Annotated in this window: 20 protein-coding genes; 11 read left to right on the top strand and 9 right to left on the bottom strand. The window is 70.8% G+C overall.

The genetic code is table 11. The features are described 5' to 3' along the window. Positions 1–71 precede the first annotated feature (71 nt). Positions 72–794 (top strand): Fic family protein, encoded by a 723-nt coding sequence (locus ABD987_RS39075; RefSeq protein ID WP_345406662.1) that lies wholly within the window; start codon positions 72–74, stop codon positions 792–794. Positions 795–800: 6 nt separating this feature from the next. On the opposite strand, the gene ABD987_RS39070 is transcribed toward ABD987_RS39075, so the two are convergent. After that, the gene (locus tag ABD987_RS39070) at positions 801–1,106 is read right to left on the bottom strand and encodes an ArsR/SmtB family transcription factor (RefSeq protein ID WP_345406659.1); all 306 of its coding nucleotides are present in this window, start codon (positions 1,104–1,106) and stop codon (positions 801–803) included. Between the two features lie 61 nt (positions 1,107–1,167). Between ABD987_RS39070 and ABD987_RS39065 the strand changes: the two genes are divergently transcribed. Continuing rightward, on the top strand, positions 1,168–2,373 hold the full coding sequence (locus ABD987_RS39065) for an MFS transporter (RefSeq protein WP_345406656.1): 1,206 nt from the start codon (positions 1,168–1,170) through the stop codon (positions 2,371–2,373). Positions 2,374–2,428: 55 nt separating this feature from the next. Here the strand turns inward: ABD987_RS39065 and nicT are convergent, their stop codons facing one another. The 7 genes from nicT to ABD987_RS39030 form a co-directional block, all read right to left on the bottom strand. Further along, a complete protein-coding gene (gene nicT, locus ABD987_RS39060) occupies positions 2,429–3,478 on the bottom strand; it encodes a Nickel transporter NicT (protein ID WP_345406790.1) in 1,050 nt (349 codons plus the stop codon). Between the two features lie 144 nt (positions 3,479–3,622). Next, a complete protein-coding gene (locus ABD987_RS39055; protein ID WP_345406654.1) occupies positions 3,623–4,552 on the bottom strand; it encodes an N-acetylmuramic acid 6-phosphate etherase in 930 nt (309 codons plus the stop codon). 32 nt (positions 4,553–4,584) lie between these two features. Beyond that, positions 4,585–5,469 (bottom strand): MurR/RpiR family transcriptional regulator, encoded by an 885-nt coding sequence (locus ABD987_RS39050; protein WP_378214094.1) that lies wholly within the window; start codon positions 5,467–5,469, stop codon positions 4,585–4,587. 327 nt (positions 5,470–5,796) lie between these two features. Continuing rightward, entirely contained in the window at positions 5,797–7,560 is a 1,764-nt protein-coding gene (locus ABD987_RS39045) for a serine hydrolase domain-containing protein (RefSeq protein WP_345406648.1), read from the bottom strand. Positions 7,561–7,575: 15 nt separating this feature from the next. Then, positions 7,576–8,838, bottom strand: coding sequence for an exo-beta-N-acetylmuramidase NamZ family protein (locus ABD987_RS39040; RefSeq protein ID WP_345406645.1), 1,263 nt, complete (start codon positions 8,836–8,838; stop codon positions 7,576–7,578). Further along, entirely contained in the window at positions 8,835–10,652 is a 1,818-nt protein-coding gene (locus tag ABD987_RS39035; protein ID WP_345406642.1) for a glycoside hydrolase family 3 protein, read from the bottom strand. Before ABD987_RS39035 ends, ABD987_RS39040 begins: the two co-directional genes overlap by 4 nt. 668 nt (positions 10,653–11,320) lie before the next feature. Then, a complete protein-coding gene (locus tag ABD987_RS39030; RefSeq protein WP_345406639.1) occupies positions 11,321–12,151 on the bottom strand; it encodes an HAD family hydrolase in 831 nt (276 codons plus the stop codon). A gap of 534 nt (positions 12,152–12,685) precedes the next feature. Between ABD987_RS39030 and ssd the strand changes: the two genes are divergently transcribed. The 8 genes from ssd to ABD987_RS38990 all read left to right on the top strand — a co-directional run bounded on the left by ssd (position 12,686) and on the right by ABD987_RS38990 (position 18,499). Further along, complete coding sequence (ssd, locus tag ABD987_RS39025; RefSeq protein WP_345406636.1) at positions 12,686–13,759, top strand: septum site-determining protein Ssd; 1,074 nt, start codon at positions 12,686–12,688, stop codon at positions 13,757–13,759. Continuing rightward, entirely contained in the window at positions 13,756–14,922 is a 1,167-nt protein-coding gene (locus ABD987_RS39020) for a TadA family conjugal transfer-associated ATPase (protein ID WP_345406633.1), read from the top strand. Before ssd ends, ABD987_RS39020 begins: the two co-directional genes overlap by 4 nt. Positions 14,923–15,013: 91 nt before the next feature. Beyond that, on the top strand, positions 15,014–15,772 hold the full coding sequence (locus ABD987_RS39015) for a type II secretion system F family protein (protein ID WP_345406630.1): 759 nt from the start codon (positions 15,014–15,016) through the stop codon (positions 15,770–15,772). Then, entirely contained in the window at positions 15,769–16,518 is a 750-nt protein-coding gene (locus tag ABD987_RS39010) for a type II secretion system F family protein (RefSeq protein ID WP_345406627.1), read from the top strand. The genes ABD987_RS39015 and ABD987_RS39010 overlap by 4 nt, the downstream gene beginning before the upstream one ends. 29 nt (positions 16,519–16,547) lie before the next feature. Continuing rightward, positions 16,548–16,724, top strand: coding sequence for a DUF4244 domain-containing protein (locus ABD987_RS39005; RefSeq protein ID WP_345406625.1), 177 nt, complete (start codon positions 16,548–16,550; stop codon positions 16,722–16,724). After that, positions 16,724–17,098 (top strand): TadE family type IV pilus minor pilin, encoded by a 375-nt coding sequence (locus ABD987_RS39000; protein WP_345406623.1) that lies wholly within the window; start codon positions 16,724–16,726, stop codon positions 17,096–17,098. The genes ABD987_RS39005 and ABD987_RS39000 overlap by 1 nt, the downstream gene beginning before the upstream one ends. After that, a complete protein-coding gene (locus ABD987_RS38995; RefSeq protein ID WP_345406620.1) occupies positions 17,085–17,468 on the top strand; it encodes an Rv3654c family TadE-like protein in 384 nt (127 codons plus the stop codon). The genes ABD987_RS39000 and ABD987_RS38995 overlap by 14 nt, the downstream gene beginning before the upstream one ends. 404 nt (positions 17,469–17,872) lie before the next feature. Then, entirely contained in the window at positions 17,873–18,499 is a 627-nt protein-coding gene (locus ABD987_RS38990; protein ID WP_345406617.1) for a bifunctional DNA primase/polymerase, read from the top strand. A 31-nt stretch (positions 18,500–18,530) separates the two neighbouring features. Here ABD987_RS38990 and ABD987_RS38985 read toward each other — a convergent pair whose 3' ends face one another. Then, positions 18,531–21,152, bottom strand: a complete 2,622-nt coding sequence (locus tag ABD987_RS38985; RefSeq protein WP_345406787.1) for a DEAD/DEAH box helicase — start codon at positions 21,150–21,152, stop codon at positions 18,531–18,533. A 413-nt stretch (positions 21,153–21,565) separates the two neighbouring features. Here ABD987_RS38985 and ABD987_RS38980 point away from each other — a divergent pair, with 413 nt between their 5' ends. Beyond that, complete coding sequence (locus ABD987_RS38980; protein ID WP_345406614.1) at positions 21,566–23,866, top strand: sodium-translocating pyrophosphatase; 2,301 nt, start codon at positions 21,566–21,568, stop codon at positions 23,864–23,866. The last annotated feature ends 218 nt before the right edge of the window (positions 23,867–24,084 follow it).

Below are 24,084 nucleotides of genomic sequence, written 5' to 3'. Positions count from 1 at the left end.
GCTTGCGAGCGAATCAACGACGTCATGCGCCAAAAGGGATTGAACACTGTCTCGCGAAGCGAGTCGATCGCATGACCGACCCCTTGCGCCCGCTGCTCGACCTCGACGGGGTCGCGGAGGCGGCGAAGTCCGCCCAGGACGCCGTGTTCGCCGTCCACCGGCTGCCCGCGAACCTGCGCGGTGGTGCGGAAACCGCCGCCGAAGCGTCCGTGCGCGCGGCGCGCGCGTCGGCGGGGATCGACGGTGCGAACCCCGAACTGCCCGCCGACGGTGCCGTCGCCGATCCGGCACTCGCCGGGGCGCTGCGGGTCGCCGAGGCGCTGGAGTCGATCCTGCCGACCTGGCGTCGCGCGCCGCTGCAGGCACTGGCGCGGCTGCACGTCCTCGCCGCGGCCGACCTGGTGACCGACACCGACGTGCTGGGCCGTCCGCGGGCAGGCGGGCCGCGGCTGGAGCTGCTCGCCCAGCTCGTCACCGGGGCGACTTCGGTGCCGGGGCCGGTCCTGACCGCCGTGGTGCACGGGGAACTGCTGGCGCTGCGGCCGTTCGGCACCGCGGACGGCGTCGTGGCCAGGGCCGCCGCCCGGCTGTCGATGGTCGCGACCGGGCTCGACCCGAAGGCGTTGACGGTGCCCGAGGTGGCGTATTTCCGGCGGGTGCCGAAGTACCTGGAGCTGGCCGGCGGATTCGAGGGCGGGACGCCCGAAGGCGTCCGTGCGTGGCTGTTGTTCTCGTGCGAGTCGTTCGAAGCCGGTGCCCGCGAGGCCAAGAGCATCTCGGCCGCCGCGGGCTGATTTCCCTTACGCCAGAACGGCGTCCAGCAGTCCGGGGAAACGGGAGTGCACGTCCTCGCGGCGCAGCTCGACCCATCGGGTGCGGCCGTTGACGAACGTCGTGGTCAGCCCGGCCTCCCGCAGGATGCGCCAGTGGTGCGACAACGTGGGCGCGCTGATCTCGACGTCGTACTTGTCGATGCTGCACGGCCGCGGCTCGTCCTCTTTCGCGAGGGTGCGAACCAGTTCGAGACGCACCGGGTCACCCAGCGCCTGGAGCACCGTCACGAGGTCGATGGCTTCGGTGGCGGGCTGGGGCAACGTGCGGGTCACGCGCGCTCCTGACTGAATAGATGGTTTGACAATCATCAAATAGTACCTCCATCATGACCGCATGACGATTCGACAACCGTCGAAGGATCGTCTCGGACTGGGGTCCCTCATCGCGCTCGCCGTGGGGACGTTCACGCTCGGGACGGACGCGATGGTCCTCAACGGCCTCCTGCCCACGATCGCCACCGACCTGCGCGTCTCCGAATCCGGCGCGGGCCAGCTCACCACGGTCTTCGCGCTGACGTACGCGGTTTCCTCGCCGCTGATCGCCGCGTTCACCGGCAGCTGGGACCGCCGGATCCTGCTGGCGGGCGGGCTCGGGCTGTTCACCGTCGGCATGATGGGGCAGGCGGTGGGGACGACGTTCGCGGTCGTCGCCCTGGCCCGCGCGCTCGCCGCGATCGGCGCCGCGGCGTTCCAGGCCAACGCGTTCGCGCTGGCCGGTGCGCTTTCCTCGGACGAGCGTCGCGGCCGGGCGTTGGCGACCGTCGCGGCGGGGATGAGCGTGTCGACGGTGGTCGGGGTGCCGATCGGGGTGTTCGCCGGACAGTGGATCGGCTGGCGCGCGGTGATGTGGGTGATCGCGGCGATCGGCCTCGCGCTGGCGGCGTATCTGCCGTTCCTGCCCGCCGTCCGGATCCCCGCGGCGAACCTGCGAACCCGGCTCGCGGTGGTGATCCGGCCGCCGGTGGCGCGGGTGCTGCTGGTGACGGTCACCGGCCTGCTCGCCGGGATCACGGTGTTCGTGTACCTGCCGGTCCTGGTCGCGCCGGTCGCGGCGGGGGCGACGCTTTCCTGGGTGCTGGCCGCCTACGGCGTCGGGCAGCTGCTCGGCACGACCGTCGCCGGACGCTGGACCGACCGCTTCGGTTCCGCGCGGGTGCGGACCTGGTCGCTGGTGGGTACCGCGGTGGCACTGGCGTCGATGAACCTCGCGGTGCTCGCCCTGCCCGCGCTGTTCGTCGTGGTGCTGTTGAGCGGGTTTTCCGGCGGAATGCTCATGGTCCCGCAGCAGCATCGGCTGTACTCGCTCGCGCCGGACGCGGCCACCGTGGCGCTCGGGCTGAACGGCTCGGCGAGCTACGTCGGCGTCGCGCTGGGCTCGGCGCTGGGCGGGACCGTACTGGCCGGTGCCGGGGCGGGCTGGCTCGGGCCGGTGGGCGCGGTGGTGGCGGTGGCCGCGCTGGCACTGGCCACCGCCCGTCGGCGCGCGACACCGGCCATCGCGCCGACGCCCGAGCGGCTGATGTCCCGAACGCGTCGTTGAGGACGTTCATCGTCCCGAACGGAGCGTTCGGGACGGGACTGCCACTAAACGCAGGTCAGCTGTCCGACGGGGCGAGGCGCGCCGACCACTTCTCCTCGATGCGGCCGAAGCGCCACACCGCGAGCGCCGCCAGCCAGGTCACGACGAACAGGCCGACCACCGCGAAGCCGACGTAGTTCAGGTCGAGCCCGGCGATCGCGGCGAGCGGTCCGGAGGTGAGGCCGAGCTTCTCGGCGAGAATCGAGACCAGCTCGATGGTGCCGATGACCAGCGCGACCGCGACCGACAACGCCGTCACCGTGATGTTGTAGTAGATCTTGCGCACGGGCTTGGCGAGCGCCCAGCCGTAGGCGTAGTTCATGAAGAACCCGTCGAGCGCGTCGAACAGGCTCATCCCCGCCGCGAACAGCACCGGGAGCACCAGAATCGCGTACCAGGGAAGGGAGAAAGTCGCCGCGCCGGCGGCGAGCACGAGCAGCGCGACCTCGGTCGCGGTGTCGAAACCGAGTCCGAAAAGGACACCGACGGGGTAGATGTGCCACGGCTTCCGCACGGCCTTCGTCGCGCCCCGGAGCAGCCGGTTCATGATGCCGCGGTTGTCCAGCTGCCGTTCGAGCGTGGCCTCGTCGAGCTCGCCGCCGCGCAGTTTCCGGAACACCCGCACGATCCCGACCAGCACCACGAGGTTCATGATCGCGATGAGGTAGAGGAACACCCCGGACACCGACGTCCCGATCAGCCCGGTGGTCTCGTGCAGCGCCGAGGAGTCGTCCTCGACCTGCCCCGCGAGCGCCCGCACGCCGAGCGAAAGCAGCAGGCACAGCGCGAAGACGATCGTCGAATGTCCCAGTGAGAACCAGAAACCGACCGAAAGCGGACGCTGGCCGTCACCCATGAGCTTGCGCGTCGTGTTGTCGATCGCCGCGATGTGGTCGGCGTCGAAAGCGTGCCGCATACCGAGGGTGAACGCGGTGACGCCGAGCCCGATGCCGAACACCCCGGAGGTGCCGAGGACGTAGTGCTGGGGCGCCACGAACAACACCAGGACGCCCCACCCGAAAACGTTGAGCAGCAGAACAAAACCGGCCATTCCGGCCACGGACATCCTTTCGCGGCGCGAAAGCCCGCGCCGCGAAAGGGAAGTCCCGTTGCCTCCGGTGGTGGGTACCGCGGTCATCGCCACCTCCACCTCTCGTCACGCGATACCTGAGAGGTTAAGCAGGTGAAAAGGTGAACCGCAATCCGCCGACTAGCTCGCCCGCGCCCGCAGCCTGTCCAGCGCCTTCCGGACGTGCCCACCGGAGGACTCCAGCGCGTCGGCCGAAGACCGCACGTCCTGCCCGGACAGCAGGTGCACGAGCGCGACCTTCAGGTCACCGCCCGACTCGGTCAGCGCGTCCGAACAGTCCGCCATCGTCATACCGGTGGCCTCCTGCAGGATCCGGATCGTCCGGCCGCGCAGTTTCGCGTTGGTCGCCCGCACGCTGACCATCAGGTTCGAGTAGGTCCGGCCGAGCTTGATCATCGTGGCGGTGGAGAAGGCGGTCAGGATGATCTTCTGCGCGGTGCCCGCCTTCATCCTGGTCGAACCGGCAATGACCTCCGGGCCGGTGTCGACGGCGATGAGCACGTCCACGCCCGCCGGGATCGCGGCGGCGGGATTCCCCGACACGAGCGCGGTGTGCGCTCCCTCGCGGCTCGACGCCTCCAGCGCGCCGAGCACGTACGGCGTCCGGCCGGACGCCGTCAGGCCGAGGACGAAGTCCCCCGGCTCGACCGATTCGGTCAGTTCGGCCGCACCGGTCTCCTTGTCGTCTTCCGCGTTCTCGACGGCGTGCCGCAGCGCTCGCGGTCCGCCGGCGTGGTGCGCGATGAACCAGTCTTCCGGCACGTTGAACGTCGGCACGAGCTCGGCCGCGTCGAGCGTGGCCAGCCTGCCCGACGTGCCCGCGCCTACGTAGTGCACGCGATGCCCGGCACGCAGCGCCTCCACGGCGTAGTCCACCGCGCGGGCCAGTTGCGGCAGCACGGCCGCGACCGCGTCGGGCACCCGGCGGTCTTCGGCGTTGATGGCGCCGAGGATCGCCATGGTGGGCATCAGGTCGATGTCGGTGGTGCGGGGGTTGCGCTTCTCCGTCGGCGAATCGACGTGCACCACCTGACGTGGGACGGTCATCATGCGCCTCACTCTTTTTTCAGAGCGCTCTACGCTCATTTTCCGGTTTCCCGCGGCCGGCGGCGTCCGTCGGGGCGGACCCCGAGCCGGTGTGAGCCGACCGCGTCCCTGGTCGCGTCCAACGCGCTGACCGAGGCTTCCATGTGCCGCTGCGCGACACCGATGAACATGCAGTCGATGACGGTGAGCTGGGCGATCCTGCTCGCCGTCGCGCCGGAACGGAACGTGGTCTCCCGCGCGGCCGTGGTGAGCACGTGATCGGCGACCTCGGTGATCGGGGAGCGCGGGAAGTTGGTCACCGCGACGGTGATCGCGCCGTGCTCACGGGCGACGCGCAGCGCCTCGACGGTGTCGGTGGTCGCGCCGGTGTGCGAGATGCCCACCGCGACGTCGCCGGGCGAGAGCACGGCGGCGGAGGTGAGCATGATGTGCGTGTCCGACCAGGCGAAGCTCACCCGGCCGATGCGGTGCAGCTTCTGCTGGAGGTCCGCGGCGACGAACGCGCTCGCGCCCACCCCGTAGACGTCGACGCGGTTCGCGCCCGCCACCAGATCGATGACCTGCTGCAGCGTGGCCACCTCGAGCTGGTCCGCGGTCTCCTCCACGGCGCGCGCGTCGGCGAAGCTGACCTTGCCGATCACCGCGGCGAGATCGTCGTTCGGGCCGATCTCCCCGCCGAGGTTGCGAGTGGTGCGGGCCTCGGTGCGCGCGGTGTCCGCGGCGAGTGCGATCCTTAACTGAGGGTAACCCCCCACACCGACCGCTTTGCAGAACCGGGTCACCGTGGTTTCGCTGGTGCTGGCCGCGAGGGCGACCTCGGTGATGCTGCGCCGCGCGACGGCGGCGGGGTCGTCGAGCACGACCTTCGCCACGCGCTGCTCGGCTCTGGCGAGCCCGGGCAGCAGCGACCTGATCCGCACCAGCGGGCTGGCGTCCGCGTCGCGCACGGTCACCTGGACCGGGCCGACGTCGGACGGTGCTGCCGTGATCACGGACTCGGCATCACCGACCGTAGGAAATTTACTAACCGTTGGCATTTGCGACAAGGCTACCCACACCCTTCGGCAGGATCGCAACCCCATCCGCTTCTGCGGATGTAATTACGATTAATCGTTGACCAGAAAGTCGCTAACCAGGTCGACCTTGTTAACGTGCTCCAGCTAACGACTTGGCAACTTAGTGTCGTGGCGCAAGCGGCAAATTTCCGGTAAACGGGCCAAGGTGCTCGGCGCTCGGCGACCGATCGGTCACCGAGCGCTCAAGCGCCACCCCATCGGGGTCAGTGCGGACGGATTCCGCTCACCGTCAAGAAGTGCGTGGCCCCGCTCAGTGACTTTCACACCATCGACGGAAACTCCGCGTCCGGTGTAATTCGCGTCCGTCGTGTAACGCCAGCGAACGGTGAGCCGGGGAGCTCGGGGCAGATCCGCGCTCACCCGCCACCACGCACGGTGACCGTGTCCGGACAGTGCCGGTGCGTCGCCGTCCGGCGCGCCGGGACCGGTCGCCCGTACCGGGACCGGTTGCCATGTCGCACCGTCGGTGCTCGCCTCCAGCACGAGCGGATCCGAGGGGCCCTCGGTGTCGACGAACGCGTCGAAGTCGACTCGCGCCTGCCCGCCCCGCGTCCCCATTTCGGGGCTGGTCAGCGTGGCCGTACTGGCATTGCCGACGTCGCTGTACCAGGCGGTCCGGCCCACGACCGGGCGCACGGCCATCGCCTTGGCCAGCGACGTCGCCCAGACCTGGCGGGCGGGGTTGATCGTGCCCCAGTCGCGCGTCGGATGCACCCGGTTGGTCAGCAGCAGCGCGAACGAGCGCGATTCCGGGTCGAGCACGAGCGTGGTTCCGGTGTAACCGGTGTGACCCGCGGTGATCGGCGACGCCAGCGCGCCCATGTACCAGGGCTGGTCGAGCTCGAAGCCGAGCCCGTGCGCGTCGTCAGGAAATCGCTGGTTGTAGTTGGTCAGCATCGCCTTGACGGTGTTTTCGCGCAGGATCCGGTGACCCCGGTAGCTGCCGCCGTTGAGGATTGTCTGGCACAGCACGGCCATGTCGCCGACGGTCGAGAACACCCCGGCGTGCCCGGAGACTCCGCCGAGTGACCAGGCGTTCTCGTCGTGCACCTGTCCGCGGACGAGGCCGCGGGGCGGCGTCGACTCGTACTCGGTCGCCGCGATCCGGTTCAGCTTCGAGGCGGGCGGGTTATATCCGGTGTCGCGCATCCCGAGCGGCGCGGTGATCCGCTCCCGTATCACCTGATCGAGTGGCGACCCGGTCAGCCGCTCGACGAGGAAACCGAGCGTCATCATGTTGATGTCGGAGTAGAGGTAGGTACTGCCGGGGGAATTCTTCAGCGGGCTGTCCAGCACGGCCTTGCGGCGGGACGGGATGTCCGGGTAACCCGACCACAACGGCGGGCTCGGGTCGGCGTCGAAGCCGGAGGTGTGGGTCAGCAACTGCTCGACGGTGACCGCTTCCTTGCCGTTGACACCGAACTCGGGCAGGTACCGCACCACGGGCGCGTTGACGTCGACCTTGCCCTGGTCGACGAGCTGGAGCACCGCGATCGACGTGAACAGCTTCGAAATCGACGCCAGGTCGAAGATCGTGTCCTCGCGCATGGGGACCTGCTGGTCCGGCGGCAGCTCCGTGCCCCGCGCGTCGGCGTAGCGCAGCGCGCCGCCCACGGCGTACTTGTCCACCACGACACCGGCGTGCGCGAGCAGCCCGACGGCGCCGGAGAAATGCGGATGCCCGGACGCGTCGGGTCGCGTCCAGCTCTCGACGAACCGTTCGGCCGCCTTGATCGGTGCCGGATCGAGGCCGACGTCGCGCGGCGCGCCGTCGCGCAGGGTGGTCCACGAGCGCGAGAACCCCTGCTGCGGGCGGTCGAACCGGCCGACGGCCGCTCCTTCGTGTCCGGTGATGGCGTTGGCTCCCGCGGTGCTCGACATGGCCGCCGTGACCAGCACGCAGGCGGCCACGATCACGAACTTCCTAGCACGCATCCGAATCCCGTCCCCTCAGCGGTAGAGCAGGTGGCGTCTGCGCCTGCGGTCGAACTCGGCCAGTTCGGCCCGCCAGGACGCGGTGATCTCGTCGATTCCGGCGCCCGCGTCGACCATGGTCCGCAACCGATCCGAACCGGAGAGCAGGTCGATGTAGTGATCGGGGCGCCAGCCGAACCTGTCCGGATGCAGCGCCCTGGCCGTGACGAACATGGCCACCGTCGTGCGGATCGCGTCGAACGCGCTCGCGTTGGTGACGGTCAGCTGTACGCCACCGCAGGTCTGGTTGACGAACTTTCCGAAGGTCGGGACAAAGTATGTCTCGCGGAAGCGCACGCCGGGCAGGGCCAGCGAGCTCAGTTTCTCCCGCCAGCGCCAGTCGAGCCCCGGCGCGCCGAGGATCTCGAACGGCCTCGTCGTGCCCCGCCCTTCGGAGAACACCGTGCCCTCGAACATTCCGGTGCCGGGGTAGACGAGCGCGGTGTCCGGTGTCGGCATGTTGGGGCTCGGGGGTACCCAGTCCAGACCGGTCCGCGCGAACATCGTGTCGCGTCGCCAGCCGCGGACCTCGACGACGTCGAGTTCGCCGGGCCCGGTGCCTTCGCCGGGCAGGAACTCTGCGGCGAAGAACCCGGCGAGTTCGCCGACGGTCATCCCGTGTTGCTGCGCGATCGGTTTCCGGCCGACCCCGGACGCGAACCTCGGATCGAGGACCGGCCCGGAAACCTTGCCGCCCAAGGGATTCGGGCGGTCCAGTACGAGGAACGCGGCGCCGACGCGGGCGGCGGCGACCTGCGCGGTGTAGAGCGACCAGATGTAGGTGTAGAAGCGGGCGCCGACGTCCGCGATGTCGAACACGACGGTGTCCACGCCCGCCTTGGTGAACATCCCGGCGAGCTTCGCCGCGTCGGCACCGTACGCGTCGTAGACGGGAATCCCGGTGCGCGGATCGGTGTAGTCGCCTTCGGAGCCGCCCGCCTGCGCGCTGCCGCGGAACCCGTGCTCCGGCCCGAACGCGGCCACCGGACGGAGCCCGGCGGCGACCATCGCGTCGACGATGTGCTCGCCACCGGCGAGCACTCCCGTCGGATTGGACAGCACGCCGACCCGGCGCCCGGCCAGCCGCCGCCAGCCCTGCGCGGCCAGCACGTCGGCCCCGGTGCGGAGCGGGGGACCTTTGCTCTCGCTTTCCGCCGCGTTCGCCGCCGACGACGTCGCCGCCAGCGCGGGAACGGCGAGCGCGCCGGAGGCGAGGAAGTGACGCCGGTTCAGGCTCACCAGGTCAGCCCGTGACCGAACGGGTACTTGACGGTGTGCACATCGGCCCCGGCGGGAATGTCGACGGGCAGTTTCCCGGTCGGTTTCGTCTCGCCGAGGACGACCTTGGTCAGCGCCTCCAGCGACGGAGCGATGTAGCCGTAGGTCGCCAGCCAGGTCGGGATCGGGTTCGCGTACCCGGCGTCGTAGGGAATCTGCGAAGCCACCGCGACGACCGGCTTCCCGGTGTCCGCCAGCGCCTTCAACAGGTTGCCCTGCAAGGGGAAGCCGCCGAGGTTGTTGGTGAGCACGACGACCACGTCGACGTTCTTCGCCGCCGCGGCGGCCTGCGCCACCTGGTCGGCGGTCGGTGTCTGGCCGGTGGGTAGCGCGGTCGCCTTGGTGCCGTGCGCGGTGAACCGCGCCGCGAGGGCCTTTCCGGTGCTCTCGCCCCAGCCGGTGACCAGCGCGGTAGACGGCTTCTGCTTCAGCGGCAGTACTCCCGCGTCGTTCGCGATCGCGGTGATCGAACGGTCGGCGATGTCCTGGGCGGTGGCGAGGTGTTCCGGCGTGCCGACCCGCGAGGCGACCTTGGCCGGGTTCACGAACGGCGAGAACATGATGCCGCGCTTGAACTTCAGCTTCAGTACCCGCAGCACGCTCTCGTCGATGCGCCGCTCGGTGAGTTCCCCGGAGCGGACCGCGTTCAGGACCGAGTCGATCGCGACGTCGAGGTGCGCGGGCATGAGCAGCTGGTCGACTCCGGCCTTCAACGCCAGCACCGGGATCTCGGCGTCGCTGTGCCGCTCGCGGACCCCGTCCATCATCAGCGAGTCGGTGATGACGACGCCCTGGTAGCCGAGCTCGTCGCGCAGCTTGCCGGTGAGGATCGGCTTCGACAGCGTCGCGGGTTCGCCGGAGGGGTCGAGGCTCGGGAACTGGATGTGCGCGCTCATGATCGAATCGATGCCGGCCTTGATCGCGGCCTTGAACGGCGGCACGTCGATGTCGCGCCACTGCTGTTCGGTGCGGTCGATGCGGGGCAGCCCGGTGTGGCTGTCCGTGGCCGCGTCACCGTGCCCGGGGAAGTGCTTCGCGGTCGAGGAGACCGTGTCCGTGGGCCGTCCGGAGTTCTGGAATCCCTTGACCTCGGCGGCCACGTACTGGCTCGCCAGGTCCGGGCGGCCGGAGAAGGAGCGCACGCCGATGACCGGGTTGGCCGGGTTCGAGTTGACGTCGGCGTCCGGGGCGTAGTCCTGGTTGATGCCGACGGCGCGCAGTTCGTGGCCGAGGATGGTGGCGGCCGCGGTGGCCCGGTCCGTGCTGCGGCCCGCCGAGATGGCCATCGCGTTCGGGAACTCCGTCGCGGGGGAACCCATCCGGGTGACCGTGCCGCCTTCCTGGTCGGTGCCGACCTGCAGCGGGATGTGTGCCCCGCTGCTCACCGCCGCCCGCTGTACGCCGTTGGACAGCTTCGCGACCTGGACGGGATCGTCGAAGTTGTCGTGCGAGTCGTTGTTGAAGTAGATGACGCCGCCGAGGTGGTAGCGCTGCACGACCTGCGCCGGGGTGTCGACTCCGAAGTCGATCCGGTTCTGTGGGTTGACCTCGTCGGCGCTCTTGCCGTTCACCCAGGTGACGAACAGTTGCCCGACCTTCTCCGGCAGACTCATCCCGCGCAACATCTGCCGGGCGGCCGCCGTCGCCTGCGCGTCGGCGTTCACCTGCGGCGCCGCCGTCGCCGGGCTCGCGAGGCCGATGGCGAGGATCCCCGCGAGGGGCAGGGCGAGGGCATGCGGCCTCCGGAAACGGTGGTACGCGGAGCGGGTTTTCACGACGAGCCTCCCAGTGTTCGGGCGCACCTGGTGGAAACATCCACCGAGGTGCGCCGGTAATCGGGAAGCTACCCACCGGCTCGGGCCTTTGTCCATCAGCCATGCGCACGAACGGAAGTTTCGAGGCCACAACGGTACGAACGGGCCACTCGCACCCCCGCACGCAAGCCGATTGGTGATCACGGGGGGCTCCAGGAAGGCAACCACGCTGGGTCGGCAACCATCCGCACCGTGGGGGTGTGGGGGCTCGGCCCCCACATGGAAAAGGGACCGTGGGAGCAGGCGAAGCCTGCGAACACGGTCCCTTAGCGCGGGCATCTCGGGCGACCAAGCGTGCAACTCTGGTCGTACCTACATGGACTCGGCGTGTGGCGTCCCACTACGCAATCCCTAGACGACGAGCCTCCCGCGGCGCGCTGCGCGTGGGTACCCGGAGTCCGCGCACGGAGATTTGCCGGGGTGGAACAGGCTTCTCTTCTACCTGCTCCCTGGCCGACCAAACGTCCGCACCTACTTTCTACGCCGTGGGCGCGGTCACTTCAAGTGCGCGTATGGGTGCACCGGTACAGAGGCTCGATCTGGTGACATCGGCACACTCGGCGACGGACAATCCGGGGCTGGCCAGGGAAAACCCGGGCGCGAGCGGCCGTGTGGGTGTTACCGGGCGGTCACTTGGACCGTCGGCGACGACTGAGGCCGTACCAGGTCGCGCCGGCCGCCACCGCGCCGACACCGACGCCCAGCGCCACCAGCCCGGCGGACCGGGACGGGATCCGGTTGCGCAGCGACATCGGCCGTTCGAAGGTGAGCACCGGCCAGTCCCGTTCCATCGCCTCGCGGCGCAGCAGCTTGTCGGGATTGACCGCGTGGGGCCTGCCGACGACCTCGAGCAGTGGGATGTCCGTGCTCGAGTCGGTGTAGGCGAAGCACTCGGCGAGGTCGTAGCCGTAGGTCGCCGCGAGCTGCTTCGCGGCGACGGCCTTGTTCGCGCCGTAGCAGTAGAAGTCGACCTCGCCGGAGTAGCAGCCGTCGACGATCTGCATCCGGGTGGCGACGCTGCGGGTCGCGCCGAGCATCTCGGCGACCGGGGCGACGACCTCCTCGCCGGTCGCCGACAGCACGATGACGTCGTGGCCGTCCGCGCGGTGCCGGGCGATCAGCTCCGTCGCCTCGACGTAGACGAGCGGGTCGACGACGTCGTGCAGCGTCTCGCGGACGATCGCCGACACCTGGGCGACGTCCCAGCCCGCGCAGAGCGCCGACACCTCCGCGCGCATGCGCTCGGTCTTGTCCGCGTCGGCGCCGGCCAGCGAGAACACGAGCTGCGCGTAGGCGCTCCGCAACGCGGCGCGACGATTGATCAACCCCTCCCTCAGTAATGGTTTGCTGAACGCCAACGCGCTCGAAGAAGCGATGATCGTCTTGTCGAGATCGAAGAACGCCGCGACGGCGTTTTCCGTTGTGGTGGCAGGCGGCGCGCTGCTGCTGGGTTCGGGCACCTTGCCAGGATAGAAGAGGTTCTCCGGTGTGCCTCGCGTTGATCGACAACGCCGACGGTGTGTTGCCGGAAAATTCACGCCAGGGCGGGATTTCCGGGCCGGGGTGCCGTTATCGAATTGTGGGTACGGCGGAATGCGTCAACCGGCTGACGGCGGAGTTACAGTGAGAATGCCCGGTGCGGAACCGGGCCGGTTCAGTCCGACCCCCCGGGGCTGAACCCCGGCGGCCCCTGTACATCCCCCCTGGCAGGGGCCGCCTTCTTTTCCTTTTCTTGCAAGGGAAACTTCGCGCCGGGCGAGTACGGCGCACGGCCCTTCGAACGTTTTGCGCACGGGCGGTGCGCATCCTGCCACAGGGCGCCGACGAAACACGTCGCGGAAGCTCGGCGCGAGCCGGGTTGTCCACAACACCCCGGTTGTCCACAGGAGAGGGTCGCCGGTGTTGTGCGCCGCCCGTGCCAGGGGTGACGGTGGAAGTCCGGCCGTGCCCGGCATTCGGCTCGGCGGCAGTTCGACAGCAAGGGGGAGGAACGCATGACCGAGGTACGTCCGCTCGTCGTCGCCATGGACGAGACCGTGCTCGAAGAGATACTGCGCGTCGCCGCGGTGGCCGGCTGCGAACCGGAATGCGCGCCGGATCTGGCGGCCGCACGGGCACGCTGGGCTCGCGCGCCGCTGGTCGTCCTCGACGAGGCCGCCGTTCGCGCGGGTCCGGAGCTGTCCCGTCGCGGCGGCGTCGTCCTGATCTGCAAGGGCGCGCCGGAGGGGGAGGCGTGGCGGCACGCCTACAACTCCGGGGCGGGCCGGATCATCGCTTTGCCCGACGAGGAGGCGGCGCTCGCCGAGGCGTTCGCCGATGTCCTCGACGGGCCCGCCGACCGGGCGGGGCGGGTGATCGGCGTCATCGGCGGCAGTGGCGGCGCGGGCGCTTCGGTGCTCGCCGGGGCGGTGGCGCTCGCGGCGGACGAGGATCCGGCCGGCGCGTTGCTCGTCGACTGCGATCCGCTCGGCGGCGGTGTGGATCTGCTGCTCGGCCTGGAAAAGGCCGAAGGCAGGCGCTGGCCGGAGGTCCGGCTGACCGGCCGGGTTTCGCTGCCCGCGCTCATCGTCGACCTGCCACAGCACCGTCATGGCGGGCGCGGTCTCCCGGTGCTCTCGTGTGGGCGGGAAGGGCCGGGGCCGTCAGCGGAGGCACTCGACGCGGTCGTCGCCGCCGGGAAGCGGGCGGGCCGCACCGTCGTCTGTGACCTCCCGCGCGGTTTCGGCGAACAGGAGGCGGCCGTGGTGGCCGATGCCGACCTCGTGGTGCTGGTCGTCCCGGTGGAATCCCGTGCCTGCATGGCGGCGAAGCAGGTCATGCGCAGGCTTTCCGCGTACACCGACCGGATCGGGATCGTCGCGTGTGGACGGTCGCCGGTCGGGTTCACCGCGCAGGAGACGGCGGCGCTGCTGGGGCCACCACTGCTGGCGGCCATGGCACCCGAGCGCGGCCTCGCGGTCTCCGTCGAAAACGGTGAGTTCCGGCCGCGGCACCGCGGTCCGTTGGCCAAGGCGGCGGAAGCCGTGCTGACCGCGGCGCGGCCCGAAAGCGGGGCGAGGCAGCGATGAACACCGAGTTCGTCGATCGGGTCCGGCATCGGCTCGCTGGCGGTCACCGGGTCGCCGATCCGGTGGCGCAGGCGGTGCGGGCCGAGGCCGGTGGCGCGCTGGGGCACGGCGCCGTGCTCGACGCCGTCCGCGCCGCTCGTGACGAGTTCGTCGGTGCCGGTCCGCTCGCCCCGCTGCTGGAGGACCCCGCGACGACCGACGTCCTGGTGACCGCGCCGGACGAGGTCTGGGCCGATGGCCCCACCGGGCTGGTTCGTACCGAGGTCCGGTTCGCCGGTGAGGAGGCGGTGCGCCGGCTCGCCCAGCGCCTCGCGCTCACGGCCGGTCGCAGGCTGGACGACGCACAGCCCTATGTGGACGGATGGCTGCCGGGAGCCGGCCCGCACGGGCGGATCAGGATGCACGCGGTCCTGCCCCCGGTCGCGGTGAACGGGACGTGCCTGTCGCTACGGGTGCTCCGCCCGGCGTCGCACGATTTGGAGGCCTTGCGCGCACTGGGCGTCTTCGACGCGGCAGGAGCCGAGTTGTTGCGTCGGATCGTTTCGCGACGGTTGGCGTTCCTCGTCACCGGCGGTACCGGCGCGGGCAAGACGACGTTGCTGGCCGCGCTGCTCGGCGCGGTGCCGCCCGGCGAGCGCATCGTGTGTGTCGAGGACGCGGGAGAACTCCAGCCCGCGCATCCGCAGTTCGTCAGCCTGATCGCCCGTCCGCCCAATGTGGAGGGCGCGGGTGAGGTGGGGCTGCCCGAGTTGGTCCGCCAGGCGCTGCGCATGCGGCCCGACCGGCTGATCGTCGGCGAGGTCCGCGGTGCGGAGGTGTGCTCGCTGCTCAACGCGCTGAACACCGGCCACGACGGCGGTGCCTGCACGCTGCACGCCAATTCCCCGGCGGAGGTCCCGGCCAGGGTCGAGGCGCTGGCCACCCTCGGCGGTCTCGGCCGCGAAGCCGTGCACAGCCAGCTGGTCGCGGCGATCCGGGTGGTTCTGCACATGCGGCGGGGTCCCGGCGGCAGGCGCAGGCTGGCCGAGGTGGGGGTCCTGCGCGCCGATCGTGGTCGCGCGCGGGTGCTGCCGGTGTGGCGGGCGGGCCGGTGGACCACCGATCGCCGGCTGCTCGCCGATCTCGGTGCGCCAGGAGAGCTGGGCGGGGCGATCGCGTGCTGACTCCGTTACTTCTCCGGCTTTCCCCGATTGCCGGGGAGATCGCACCGGTATGCCGTCCCTTGGCCTGCCGATCCGGAAAGGCGGCCCGCCGATGACCGCGATGTGGGGCCTGCTCCTCATGGGGGCGGGATCGTTGTGCTGGCCCTCGGCCCCGCCGCGGGCGCGGATCGCGCGCCGCCGGGTGCGCGCGTGGCGCGTGCCCAAGGTGTGGTCCCGCTGGAAGTGGTTGCTGCTCGCGGTCGCCGTCACTCCGGTGGCAGGGCTCGGTGGGGCTGTCGCCACCGGGCTGCTCACCCTGGCCTTCCGTCAGGAGCGGCGCGACCGCCGCCGGACGGACGCGGTCGTGGTCTCCGCGGAACGCGCGGCCGCGGTCATGCGGACGATGGTTGCGGAACTGCGCGCCGGTGCGCATCCGGTGTCGGCCGCGGAGGCGGCCGCCGAGGCCGTTCCCGAACTCGGCGGTGAGCTCCGCGCGCTGGCGTCCGCGGCCAGGCTCGACGGCGAGCTGCGGTCGGCTTCGCTGCGCGAACTGGCCGACGTCTGGGCACTGGCGCGGAAGTACGGCCTGCCGATGGCCGTGGTGCTCGACGCGGCACGCCGGGACGTCGAGGCGAGGCTGGCGTTCGCACGGCGACTGCGCGCCAAGATGGCAGGCCCGAGGGCCAGCGCGGCGGTGCTCACCGGGCTTCCCGCGGTGTGTGTGGTGCTCGGCCAGTCGATGGGCGCGGATCCCGTCCACGTGCTGACCGCGACGGTGCCGGGTCAGCTTCTCCTGGTCGCCGGTAGCGCGCTGATCTGGACCGGCGGCTCGTGGTGCCGCGCGCTGCTCGGGAAGGCGGGATTCCGATGAGCCCGCCCGTGCCCACCGGGGTCGCCATGGTGCTGCTCGCCGGGGCGCTCGCGCTCTGGCCCGGCCGCCCGTACGGACACCGGTTCGCGGCACTGGCTACGGCGATCACGACGCGGTTGGGCGGTCGGCCCCGTCCGCGCGCCAAAGTGGCCGTGCACGCGGCGCTGGCCGCGGCGACCGGAGTGGCGATGCCGGTCCTGCTGGGCGGTGGCGCCGGATACGGGATCGGTGTCGTGGTCGCGCTGGGGAGCTGGTGGCTGCTGCGGCGGGCGGCGAAACAGCAGGGGCGAGCGGACGGCGTGGCGGAGCGGCTCCGGGCCGCGGCGACGCTCGACCTGCTCGCGGCCGGTCTGCGGACCGGGCTGCCGGTACCGGTCGCGCTCGAAGCCGTGTCCGGGACAGCGCCGCCGGGGCAGGCGGACGCGCTGCGGTCCGCCGCCGGTCTGCTCGCGCTCGGCGCGGAACCCGCCGAAGCCTGGCAAGCCGTGCGCGCGACACCCGGCCTCGGCGATCTCGCGGTCGCCGCGGTGCGGACGGCACGGGCGGGAACCGCACTCGCGTCGGCGGCCGGCGAGCTGGCCCAGCGGCTTCGTGACGGTCTCGGTGCCGAGGCCGAGGAACGGGCCGAACGCGCGGGCGTCGTGCTCGCGCTCCCGGTCGGGCTCTGTTTCCTGCCCGCGTTCTTCTGCCTCGGCGTGGTGCCGGTCGTGCTCGGCCTCGCCACCAGGCTCGGTGGCGTGCTCTGACAATCCACAATGGACAGAAAGGTATCCTGATGCGCTTCATCACCCGGCTCCGTCGTTCCGACGCCGGATCCACCACGATCGAGTACGCCATCGGCACGCTGGCCGCGGCCGCGTTCGCCGCCGTTCTCTACGGGCTGCTGACCGGGCAGTCGGTGTTCGCGCTGCTGGGCGATCTCGTCCAGCGAGCGCTCACCGTGGTGCTCTGATGAGCGCCGGCATCCGGTTCGCGGGCGATCGCGGCTACGTCACCGTGGAATCGGCGATCGGCCTCGGCGGGCTGACCGTCGTGCTCGCCATCCTGCTCGCCGGGATCGCCGCGTTGTCCGGCCAGCTGCGTTGCACCGACGCGGCCAGGGAAGCGGCCAGGCTGCTCGCCAGGGGGCAGCCGCAGGAGGCTGCGTCCGCGGTCCACACCATCGCGCCGGGTGGCGCGCGGCTCGACGTCCAGCGCGCGGGCGACGGCATCACCGTCGAGGTCGGCGCCGGCGCGCTGGGCGGACTGCTGCCAGGAGTCCACCTGAGCGCGAGGGCCTACGCGGTGGCCGAGCCGGGGGTGGGAGACGGCCGTGCGGACCACTGAACGGACCGACCGCGCGGGCGGTCCCGATGCCGGGGTGGCGACCGTGTGGACCGCGGCGGCGGTCGCCGCGCTGGTCAGCGTCGCGGCGCTGGTCTTCCTCCTCGGCGCGGCCATGGCGGCCCGGCATCGGCTCGAAGCGGCCGCGGACCTGGGTGCCCTCGCGGCGGCCTCGCACGCGGCGGAGGGGCCTGCGCGTGCGTGCGAGCGCGCGCGATGGGTGGCGGAGCACCTGTCCGCCGTGGTGCTGAGCTGCCGATGGGAGCGGAGCGACGCGCTGGTCGAGGTCGGCTCGGCGAGCGGCGGCCGTCCCGCCTGGTTGCCCGCGCCCTCCGCGCGGGCGCGGGCCGGGCCGGTCGGCCCCGCGCCCTGACCGGTCGCCCGTCGCCGCCTGGCCGCCGGGCGGGTCCGCCGGTCCGGTCGACGGACGGGGGACCGCACGGGCAGCGGTCGTTGACTGTCGACGAACGGTCGAAAACCCGGTCGGGTGAGCTGAACGGGCGCACCGCGGCGGCCACGCGGTCGTCCCGCGGCCCCTGCGGAGCGAGGAGCAGGCTGCGACGAGCGGCCTGAGACCGGTCGTCGTCGGCCGATGATCGGCTCGGCGGGTTCGGTTCGGCGGTTGAACTACCGGGCGTTCATCGCCCGGTAACCACCGGTTGTCGCGCAGGGGCTCCCCGCAAAGTGCAACTTGCCGTTTAGTGAGATGTGCGCCACCACGGCACCGGCCAACGGCCCCGGGTAGCGCGAGAACCGGAACTTGAAGGCAGGAAAGCAATGTTGGACGCGAATTGGCCGGACAGCTGGCGGGGCGCCTTCCGCATCGAACTGCGGGCGGAGGCGATCGGTCTCGCCTGGCGTGGCTGGCCGGTGCTGCCCGGGACGAGCCCGGCCCCGATCACCGGAGAGCGGGACGACCTGACCTGGCGTCGCCCGGTGCCCGCCCACGACGACTGGCGTGAGCGGATCGGCACGCACGCCCACGAGGTCGCCACCTGGTTCTCCGACCGGACCCACAGCCTGCTGGTCGCCACCGGCACCGTCCTCGACGCGATCGAGGTGGACGACGAGCTGGGCAAGCGGGCCGCGCGCCTGCTGCGCACGCTCGGGCACCCTGCCCCGATCGTCGCCATGCCGAACGGCCGCTGGCTGTTCCTCACCACCGTCGCGGACCACGTCCCGGCCCAGCTCGCCGCGCGTGCCTCGGTCCAGTGGCACGGTGCCGGCAGCTGGATCCCGCTGCCCCCGTCCCCCTTCCAGCACGGTGTCGTGCACTGGCGAGTCAAGCCCGAGGTGTGTGGCTGGCAGCTGCCGGACGCCACCGAGGTGCACGACGTCCTGGTTCGCGCGCTCCGCAACGAGGCCCGGCCGGGCCCGCAGCTGGTCGAGTCCTCCGCCGCCTGACCGGTCCCATCCCGGCAGACAGCGTTCGGTATCAAGTACCACCGTGGCCGCATTGGTCCCCGTGTTGACGCAAAGCCCCGAGCACGGAATCCAAGACGGCCACTGCCCCCGCCTTGTCCAGCGGTTCGTTGCCGTTCCCGCACTTCGGCGACTGGACGCAGGACGGGCACCCCGTCGGGCACTCGCAGGAGACGATCGCCTCCCGCGTTGCGGCCAGCCACGGGACAATTGCGGCAAAACCGCGGTCGGCAAATCCCGCACCCCCGGGATGCCCATCGTGCACGAACACCGTCGCCTCCCCGGTGTCTCCGTGCCACGCGGTAGAAACCCCGCCGATGTCCCAGCGGTCGCACGTAGCGAAAAGCGGTAGCAGGCCGATCGCCGCGTGCTCGGCGGCATGCAGGGCACCGGGGACACGCGCCGGAACCAACCCGGCGCTCCCCGGTGCCCTGCGCGAGTGGGCGAGCTCTGTTCGTGCCTGGCGGCACTCACCGGGCTCGCTCCGAGTGTCTTCTGGGGGTGCAACCCCCAGACCCCGCCCGGGGGCACGCCCCCGGACCCCCATCGTGGTTGCCTCGGGTGATTCGGTCGCCTGTCGAACTTCCTCGGTCCCCGCCGCGGAATTCCCGTTCCCCACCGGGTTTTCCACCTCGGTCCCCATCGGTTCCTTGATTTCGGGCCCCGACCCGGAGCCCTCGGTCCCCACCGGCTTCGTGGCTTCGGGGCCCAGGAGGTCGGTGGAGATGGTGTACCAGACGGCGCGGGTGTGCAGGCGCTGCTCCGGCAGGTCGAGCGGCGTGTGGTCCAGCACCTCACCGGACGGACGACGTCGCAGGTAACCCACCACCTGCGACGTCACGGCCACCTCCCCGAGACACACACTCACCCCGCCGTGCACACAACGTTCCACCGTGTTCAACACCGAGATGTCGACGACCTCACGCGGCGACGTGTTCCAGTCCGGGTCCTCGGCGTGCACCAGTGCCAGCCCCTGCTCCAGATCCAGCTCGTCCACCACGTACGACGAACCCTGATGCAGATAGACCGCGCCGGGATGCACCGCGAAACACGCCGAACCCGGATCGACCGTGCCGAGCATCCGCCCCGAATCCGCCTCGACGACCGCGACCTGGTCACCGCCCGAACCACGAATGCCGACATCCGCGTGGGGACGGTCCCGGGAGATCCAGTACCAGCCACTCGAACGGCGGCGCAGCAACCGTTCCGCGGTCAGCTCGGCCAGCACCTCGCGCGCGGCCTCGCCCCCGAACGTGGCCAGTTCCGGCTCGGTGAGCGGTAGCTCGGCGACCGCGCAGGCGAGCTGCGGCGCCAGTACGTACGGGTTCGACGGGTCGAGGACCGCGGTCTCGACCGGCCGGTCGAGCAACGCCGCCGGATGGTGGACCAGGTAGGTGTCCAGCGGATCGTCCCGCGCCACGAACACCACGAGCGCCGCGTCACCGGTGCGGCCCGCCCGCCCGGCCTGCTGCCAGAACGACGCCAGCGTGCCCGGATATCCCGCGAGCACCACCGCGTCCAGGCCGGCGATGTCCACGCCGAGTTCGAGCGCGTTCGTGGTCGCGACCCCCAGCAGCCGCCCGGACAACAACGACGCCTCCAGCGCCCGGCGCTCCTCCGGCAGGTACCCGGAGCGGTAGGCGGCGACGGTGCCCACGAGCGCGGGATCCACTTCGGACAGCAGCCGCCGCGCACCGAGCGCGGTCAGCTCGGCACCACGACGGGAACGTACGAACGCCAGCGATCGGGCGCCCTCGACCACCAGCTCGGTCAGGATCCGCGACGTCTCCGCCCCGGCCGAACGGCGGACCGGGGCACCGTTTTCCCCGGACAGCTCGGGCAACAGCGGGGGCTCCCACAACGCCACCGTGCGCGCACCGCGCGGCGAAGCGTCCTCGGTGACCGCCGCGCAGTCCACCCCCGTCAACCGGGTGGCGAACTCGGCGGGCGCCGCCGTCGTCGCCGAGGCGAGGACGAACACCGGTGAGGCGCCGTAGTGCGCGGCGACCCGTCGCAACCGGCGCAGCAGCAGTGCCACGTGCGAACCGAAAACACCCCGGTAGCTGTGGCATTCGTCGACGACGACGTAGCGCAGCCGCCGGAAGAACCCCGACCAGCGCCCATGCGCCGACAGGATGCCCCGGTGCAGCATGTCCGGATTGGTGAACACCCAGTTCGCGTGCGCGCGCACCCAGTCCCGCTCCACCATCGGTGTGTCACCGTCGAACGCGGCCGCGCGGACGCCCTCGATGTCCAAAGAGGACACTGAGCGCAGCTGGTCGGCGCCGAGCGCCTTCGTCGGGGACAGGTAGAGCGCGGTGACGCGGCCGCCTGCGGCGATCTCCGTGAGCACCGGCAGCTGGTAAGCCAGCGACTTCCCCGACGCCGTGCCCGTCGAGATCACCACGTGCCGCCCGGAGAACGCGAGCCCGGCCGCCTCCGCCTGATGCGTCCACGGCCGTTCGACGCCGTTCGCGCGCAGCGCGCCGACCACCGGCGCCGCGGCCCAGTCCGGCCACGGCGCGTGCCCCGGCGGCCGGGCGGGCAGCTCGGCCACATGAGTGATCGGGTTCTCGCTGGCCGGGATGCCCGCGGTCACCCGGTCCAGTAGCCGCCGCCCGCGCGCGCCCGTCATGCCGTCCACCACGGCGTCGAGCTTGGCACAGGGGTACGACAACCCTGGTCGGTGCTGCTTTCGCCGATCCGAAGAGAAGGTAGACGGACACGGGCCGCGGCTGACCTGCTCGTAGGTACCCGTTTCCGCCATGGCTGCCGTCGAACCCGGTAACGAACGGCACAGGCGCCGCACTGATCGATCCAGTGATCAGTCTCACAAGATCACGGATCGTATTGTGATCAGGACACCTTGCCTCGCGGTTCGCCACTACCAATACACTCCCGCAATCCACACTCTCTGTGGCGAGCGTCATGTGAGACGTACGTCCCCGTACGGCTAGCGTGTCGATCGGTACAGATCCATGCCAGCGCCGGCACGCCGGAGATCGGCGGGTTCGTCGTTGGCGAACGGCGACGTCTCCAGGAGGACGAATGTCCCGGCAGTTCCTCGCGGAGGGCGGATTCACGCTCTCCGGAGGTGGCTACACCATCGTCGGTGTGGTCGCCGTGGTCGCCCTTGCCGCACTGGTCATCGGCTACGTGCTGCTCAAGGAGGTGCTGGCCGCGGGCCAGGGCACCACCAAGATGCAGGACATCGCGAAGGCAGTGCAGGAAGGCGCGGCTGCCTATCTCAAACGGCAGCGGAACACCCTCGCCATCTTCGGGGTGATCGTGTTCCTCCTGCTGTTCGCGCTCCCGGCCGACGACTGGAACGAGCGGATCGGCCGGTCGATCTTCTTCCTGGTCGGCGCGGTGTTCTCGTTCTGCATCGGGTATCTCGGCATGTGGCTGGCCACCCAGGCGAACCTGCGTGTCGCGGCCGCGTCACGGGAAGAGGGCGGACGCGAGAAGGCGATGCGGGTCGCCTTCCGCACCGGCGGTGTGGTCGGCATGATCACTGTCGGCCTCGGCCTCTTCGGCGCCGCGATCGTCGTGCTCGTCTACACCGGCCAGGCGCCGAAGGTGCTGGAGGGCTTCGGTTTCGGTGCCGCGCTGATCGCGATGTTCATGCGTGTCGGCGGCGGCATCTTCACCAAGGCCGCCGACGTCGGCGCGGACCTGGTCGGCAAGGTGGAGCAGGGCATCCCCGAGGACGACCCGCGCAACGCGGCCACCATCGCCGACAACGTCGGTGACAACGTGGGCGACTGCGCCGGGATGGCCGCGGACCTGTTCGAGTCCTACGCGGTCATGCTCGTGGCCGCGCTGATCCTGGGCAGCACGGCGTTCGGCGTGCACGGCCTGATCTTCCCGCTCATCGTGCCCGCGATCGGCGTGATCACCGCGGTGATCGGCGTCTACATCACCAAGGCCAAGTCGGGTGAGGGCGGCCTCGTCACGATCAACCGCTCGTTCTACATCTCCGCGGTCATTTCCGCGGTGCTCTCGGCGATCGCGGCGTTCGTCTACCTGCCGGGCTCGTTCTCCGAACTCGAACTCACCGGCGGGAAGGCCGGGCTGTCGGGCAACCCGGCGGTCATCGCGACCGTCGCGGTGATCATCGGCATCGTGCTCGCCGCGATCATCCTGAAGCTCACCGGGTACTACACCGGCACCGAGCACAAGCCGGTCAAGGACGTCGGCAAGACGTCGGAAACCGGTGCGGCGACGGTGATCCTGTCCGGTATCTCGGTCGGTTTCGAGTCCGCCGTGTACACCGCGCTGGTCATCGGCGCGGCCGTGTTCGGCGCGTACCTGCTCGGCGGCGGCGTCGCGCTGTTCGCGGTGGCGCTGGCCGGTACCGGTCTGCTGACCACCGTCGGCGTCATCGTCGCGATGGACACCTTCGGCCCGGTCTCGGACAACGCGCAGGGCATCGCGGAGATGTCCGGCGACGTCGACGAGAAGGCCGCGCAGATCCTCACCGAACTGGACGCGGTCGGCAACACCACCAAGGCCATCACCAAGGGCATCGCGATCGCCACCGCGGTCCTCGCGGCGACGGCGCTGTTCGGGTCCTACCAGGACGCGATCAGCAAGGCGCTGAAGTCGATCCCGGAGGCGGCGCAGGCGAGCACGAGCGCGATCAACCTCTTCGTGAACGAGGTGGTCAGCCCGAACACCCTGGTCGGCATCATCGTCGGCGCGGCGGTCGTGTTCCTGTTCTCCGGCCTCGCGGTCAACGCGGTGTCCCGTGCCGCGGGCGCGGTCGTCTACGAGGTGCGCCGCCAGTTCCGCGACATCCCGGGGATCATGGAGGGCACCACGCGGCCCGAGTACGGACGCGTCGTCGACATCGTCACGCGTGACTCGCTGCGCGAACTGGCCACTCCCGGTCTGCTCGCGGTCTTCGCCCCCATCGCGGTCGGCTTCGGCCTCGGCACCGGCGCGCTCGCCGGTTACCTGGCCGGCGCGATCGCGTGCGGCACCCTGATGGCGATCTTCCTCGCCAACTCCGGTGGTGCCTGGGACAACGCGAAGAAGCTCGTCGAGGACGGCAACCACGGCGGCAAGGGTTCGGACGCGCACGAGGCCACCATCATCGGTGACACCGTGGGTGACCCGTTCAAGGACACCGCAGGCCCGGCGATCAACCCGCTGATCAAGGTGATGAACCTGGTTTCGGTGCTGATCGCGCCCGCCGTCGTGCAGTTCTCGATCGGTGAGCAGGCCAACCTGACGGTGCGGCTGGTCATCTCGCTCGTGGCGGTCGCGGTGATCATCGCGGCTATCGTGGTGTCGAAGCGGCGGGGTTCCGTCATCGCCGACAGCCCGGCGGAAGCGAAAGTCTGACCTTTTCCCAGGACGCGGCCCGGTGTGCGGTTACGCATGCCGGGCCGCGTCGTGTGGTAACCGGTCGTCTCCGGTGTGTGATCCGATCCCGGGGAATGCCCGGCGACTTGCGAAGCATGCCCGGGTCGGTACGGTCGGGGCTGCTGACGTCGACGGGCAGGAGGTGTGAGAGTGCGGCCGCGGTTGACCGTTCTTGCCGCGCTAGCAACAGGAATCGG

The sequence above is a fragment of the Amycolatopsis samaneae genome (assembly GCF_039541975.1).
Lineage (GTDB): Bacteria > Actinomycetota > Actinomycetes > Mycobacteriales > Pseudonocardiaceae > Amycolatopsis > Amycolatopsis samaneae.
Note: the sequence above shows the minus strand (reverse complement) of the source record. Positions and strands in the feature narration are given on the sequence as shown.

Excerpts from the sequence above, each read along its gene's own strand:
- ABD987_RS39005 (WP_345406625.1), top strand. The coding sequence starts at position 16,548 with ATGCGCTTCATCACCCGGCTCCGTCGTTCCGACGCCGGATCCACCACG.
- ssd (WP_345406636.1), top strand. The coding sequence starts at position 12,686 with ATGACCGAGGTACGTCCGCTCGTCGTCGCCATGGACGAGACCGTGCTC.
- ABD987_RS39020 (WP_345406633.1), top strand. The coding sequence starts at position 13,756 with ATGAACACCGAGTTCGTCGATCGGGTCCGGCATCGGCTCGCTGGCGGT.
- ABD987_RS38990 (WP_345406617.1), top strand. The coding sequence starts at position 17,873 with ATGTTGGACGCGAATTGGCCGGACAGCTGGCGGGGCGCCTTCCGCATC.
- ABD987_RS39075 (WP_345406662.1), top strand. The coding sequence starts at position 72 with ATGACCGACCCCTTGCGCCCGCTGCTCGACCTCGACGGGGTCGCGGAG.
- nicT (WP_345406790.1), bottom strand. The coding sequence starts at position 3,478 with ATGTCCGTGGCCGGAATGGCCGGTTTTGTTCTGCTGCTCAACGTTTTC.
- ABD987_RS39055 (WP_345406654.1), bottom strand. The coding sequence starts at position 4,552 with ATGATGACCGTCCCACGTCAGGTGGTGCACGTCGATTCGCCGACGGAG.
- ABD987_RS38985 (WP_345406787.1), bottom strand. The coding sequence starts at position 21,152 with ATGACGGGCGCGCGCGGGCGGCGGCTACTGGACCGGGTGACCGCGGGC.
- ABD987_RS39015 (WP_345406630.1), top strand. The coding sequence starts at position 15,014 with ATGACCGCGATGTGGGGCCTGCTCCTCATGGGGGCGGGATCGTTGTGC.
- ABD987_RS39010 (WP_345406627.1), top strand. The coding sequence starts at position 15,769 with ATGAGCCCGCCCGTGCCCACCGGGGTCGCCATGGTGCTGCTCGCCGGG.
- ABD987_RS38980 (WP_345406614.1), top strand. The coding sequence starts at position 21,566 with ATGTCCCGGCAGTTCCTCGCGGAGGGCGGATTCACGCTCTCCGGAGGT.
- ABD987_RS39000 (WP_345406623.1), top strand. The coding sequence starts at position 16,724 with ATGAGCGCCGGCATCCGGTTCGCGGGCGATCGCGGCTACGTCACCGTG.
- ABD987_RS39045 (WP_345406648.1), bottom strand. The coding sequence starts at position 7,560 with ATGCGTGCTAGGAAGTTCGTGATCGTGGCCGCCTGCGTGCTGGTCACG.
- ABD987_RS39065 (WP_345406656.1), top strand. The coding sequence starts at position 1,168 with ATGACGATTCGACAACCGTCGAAGGATCGTCTCGGACTGGGGTCCCTC.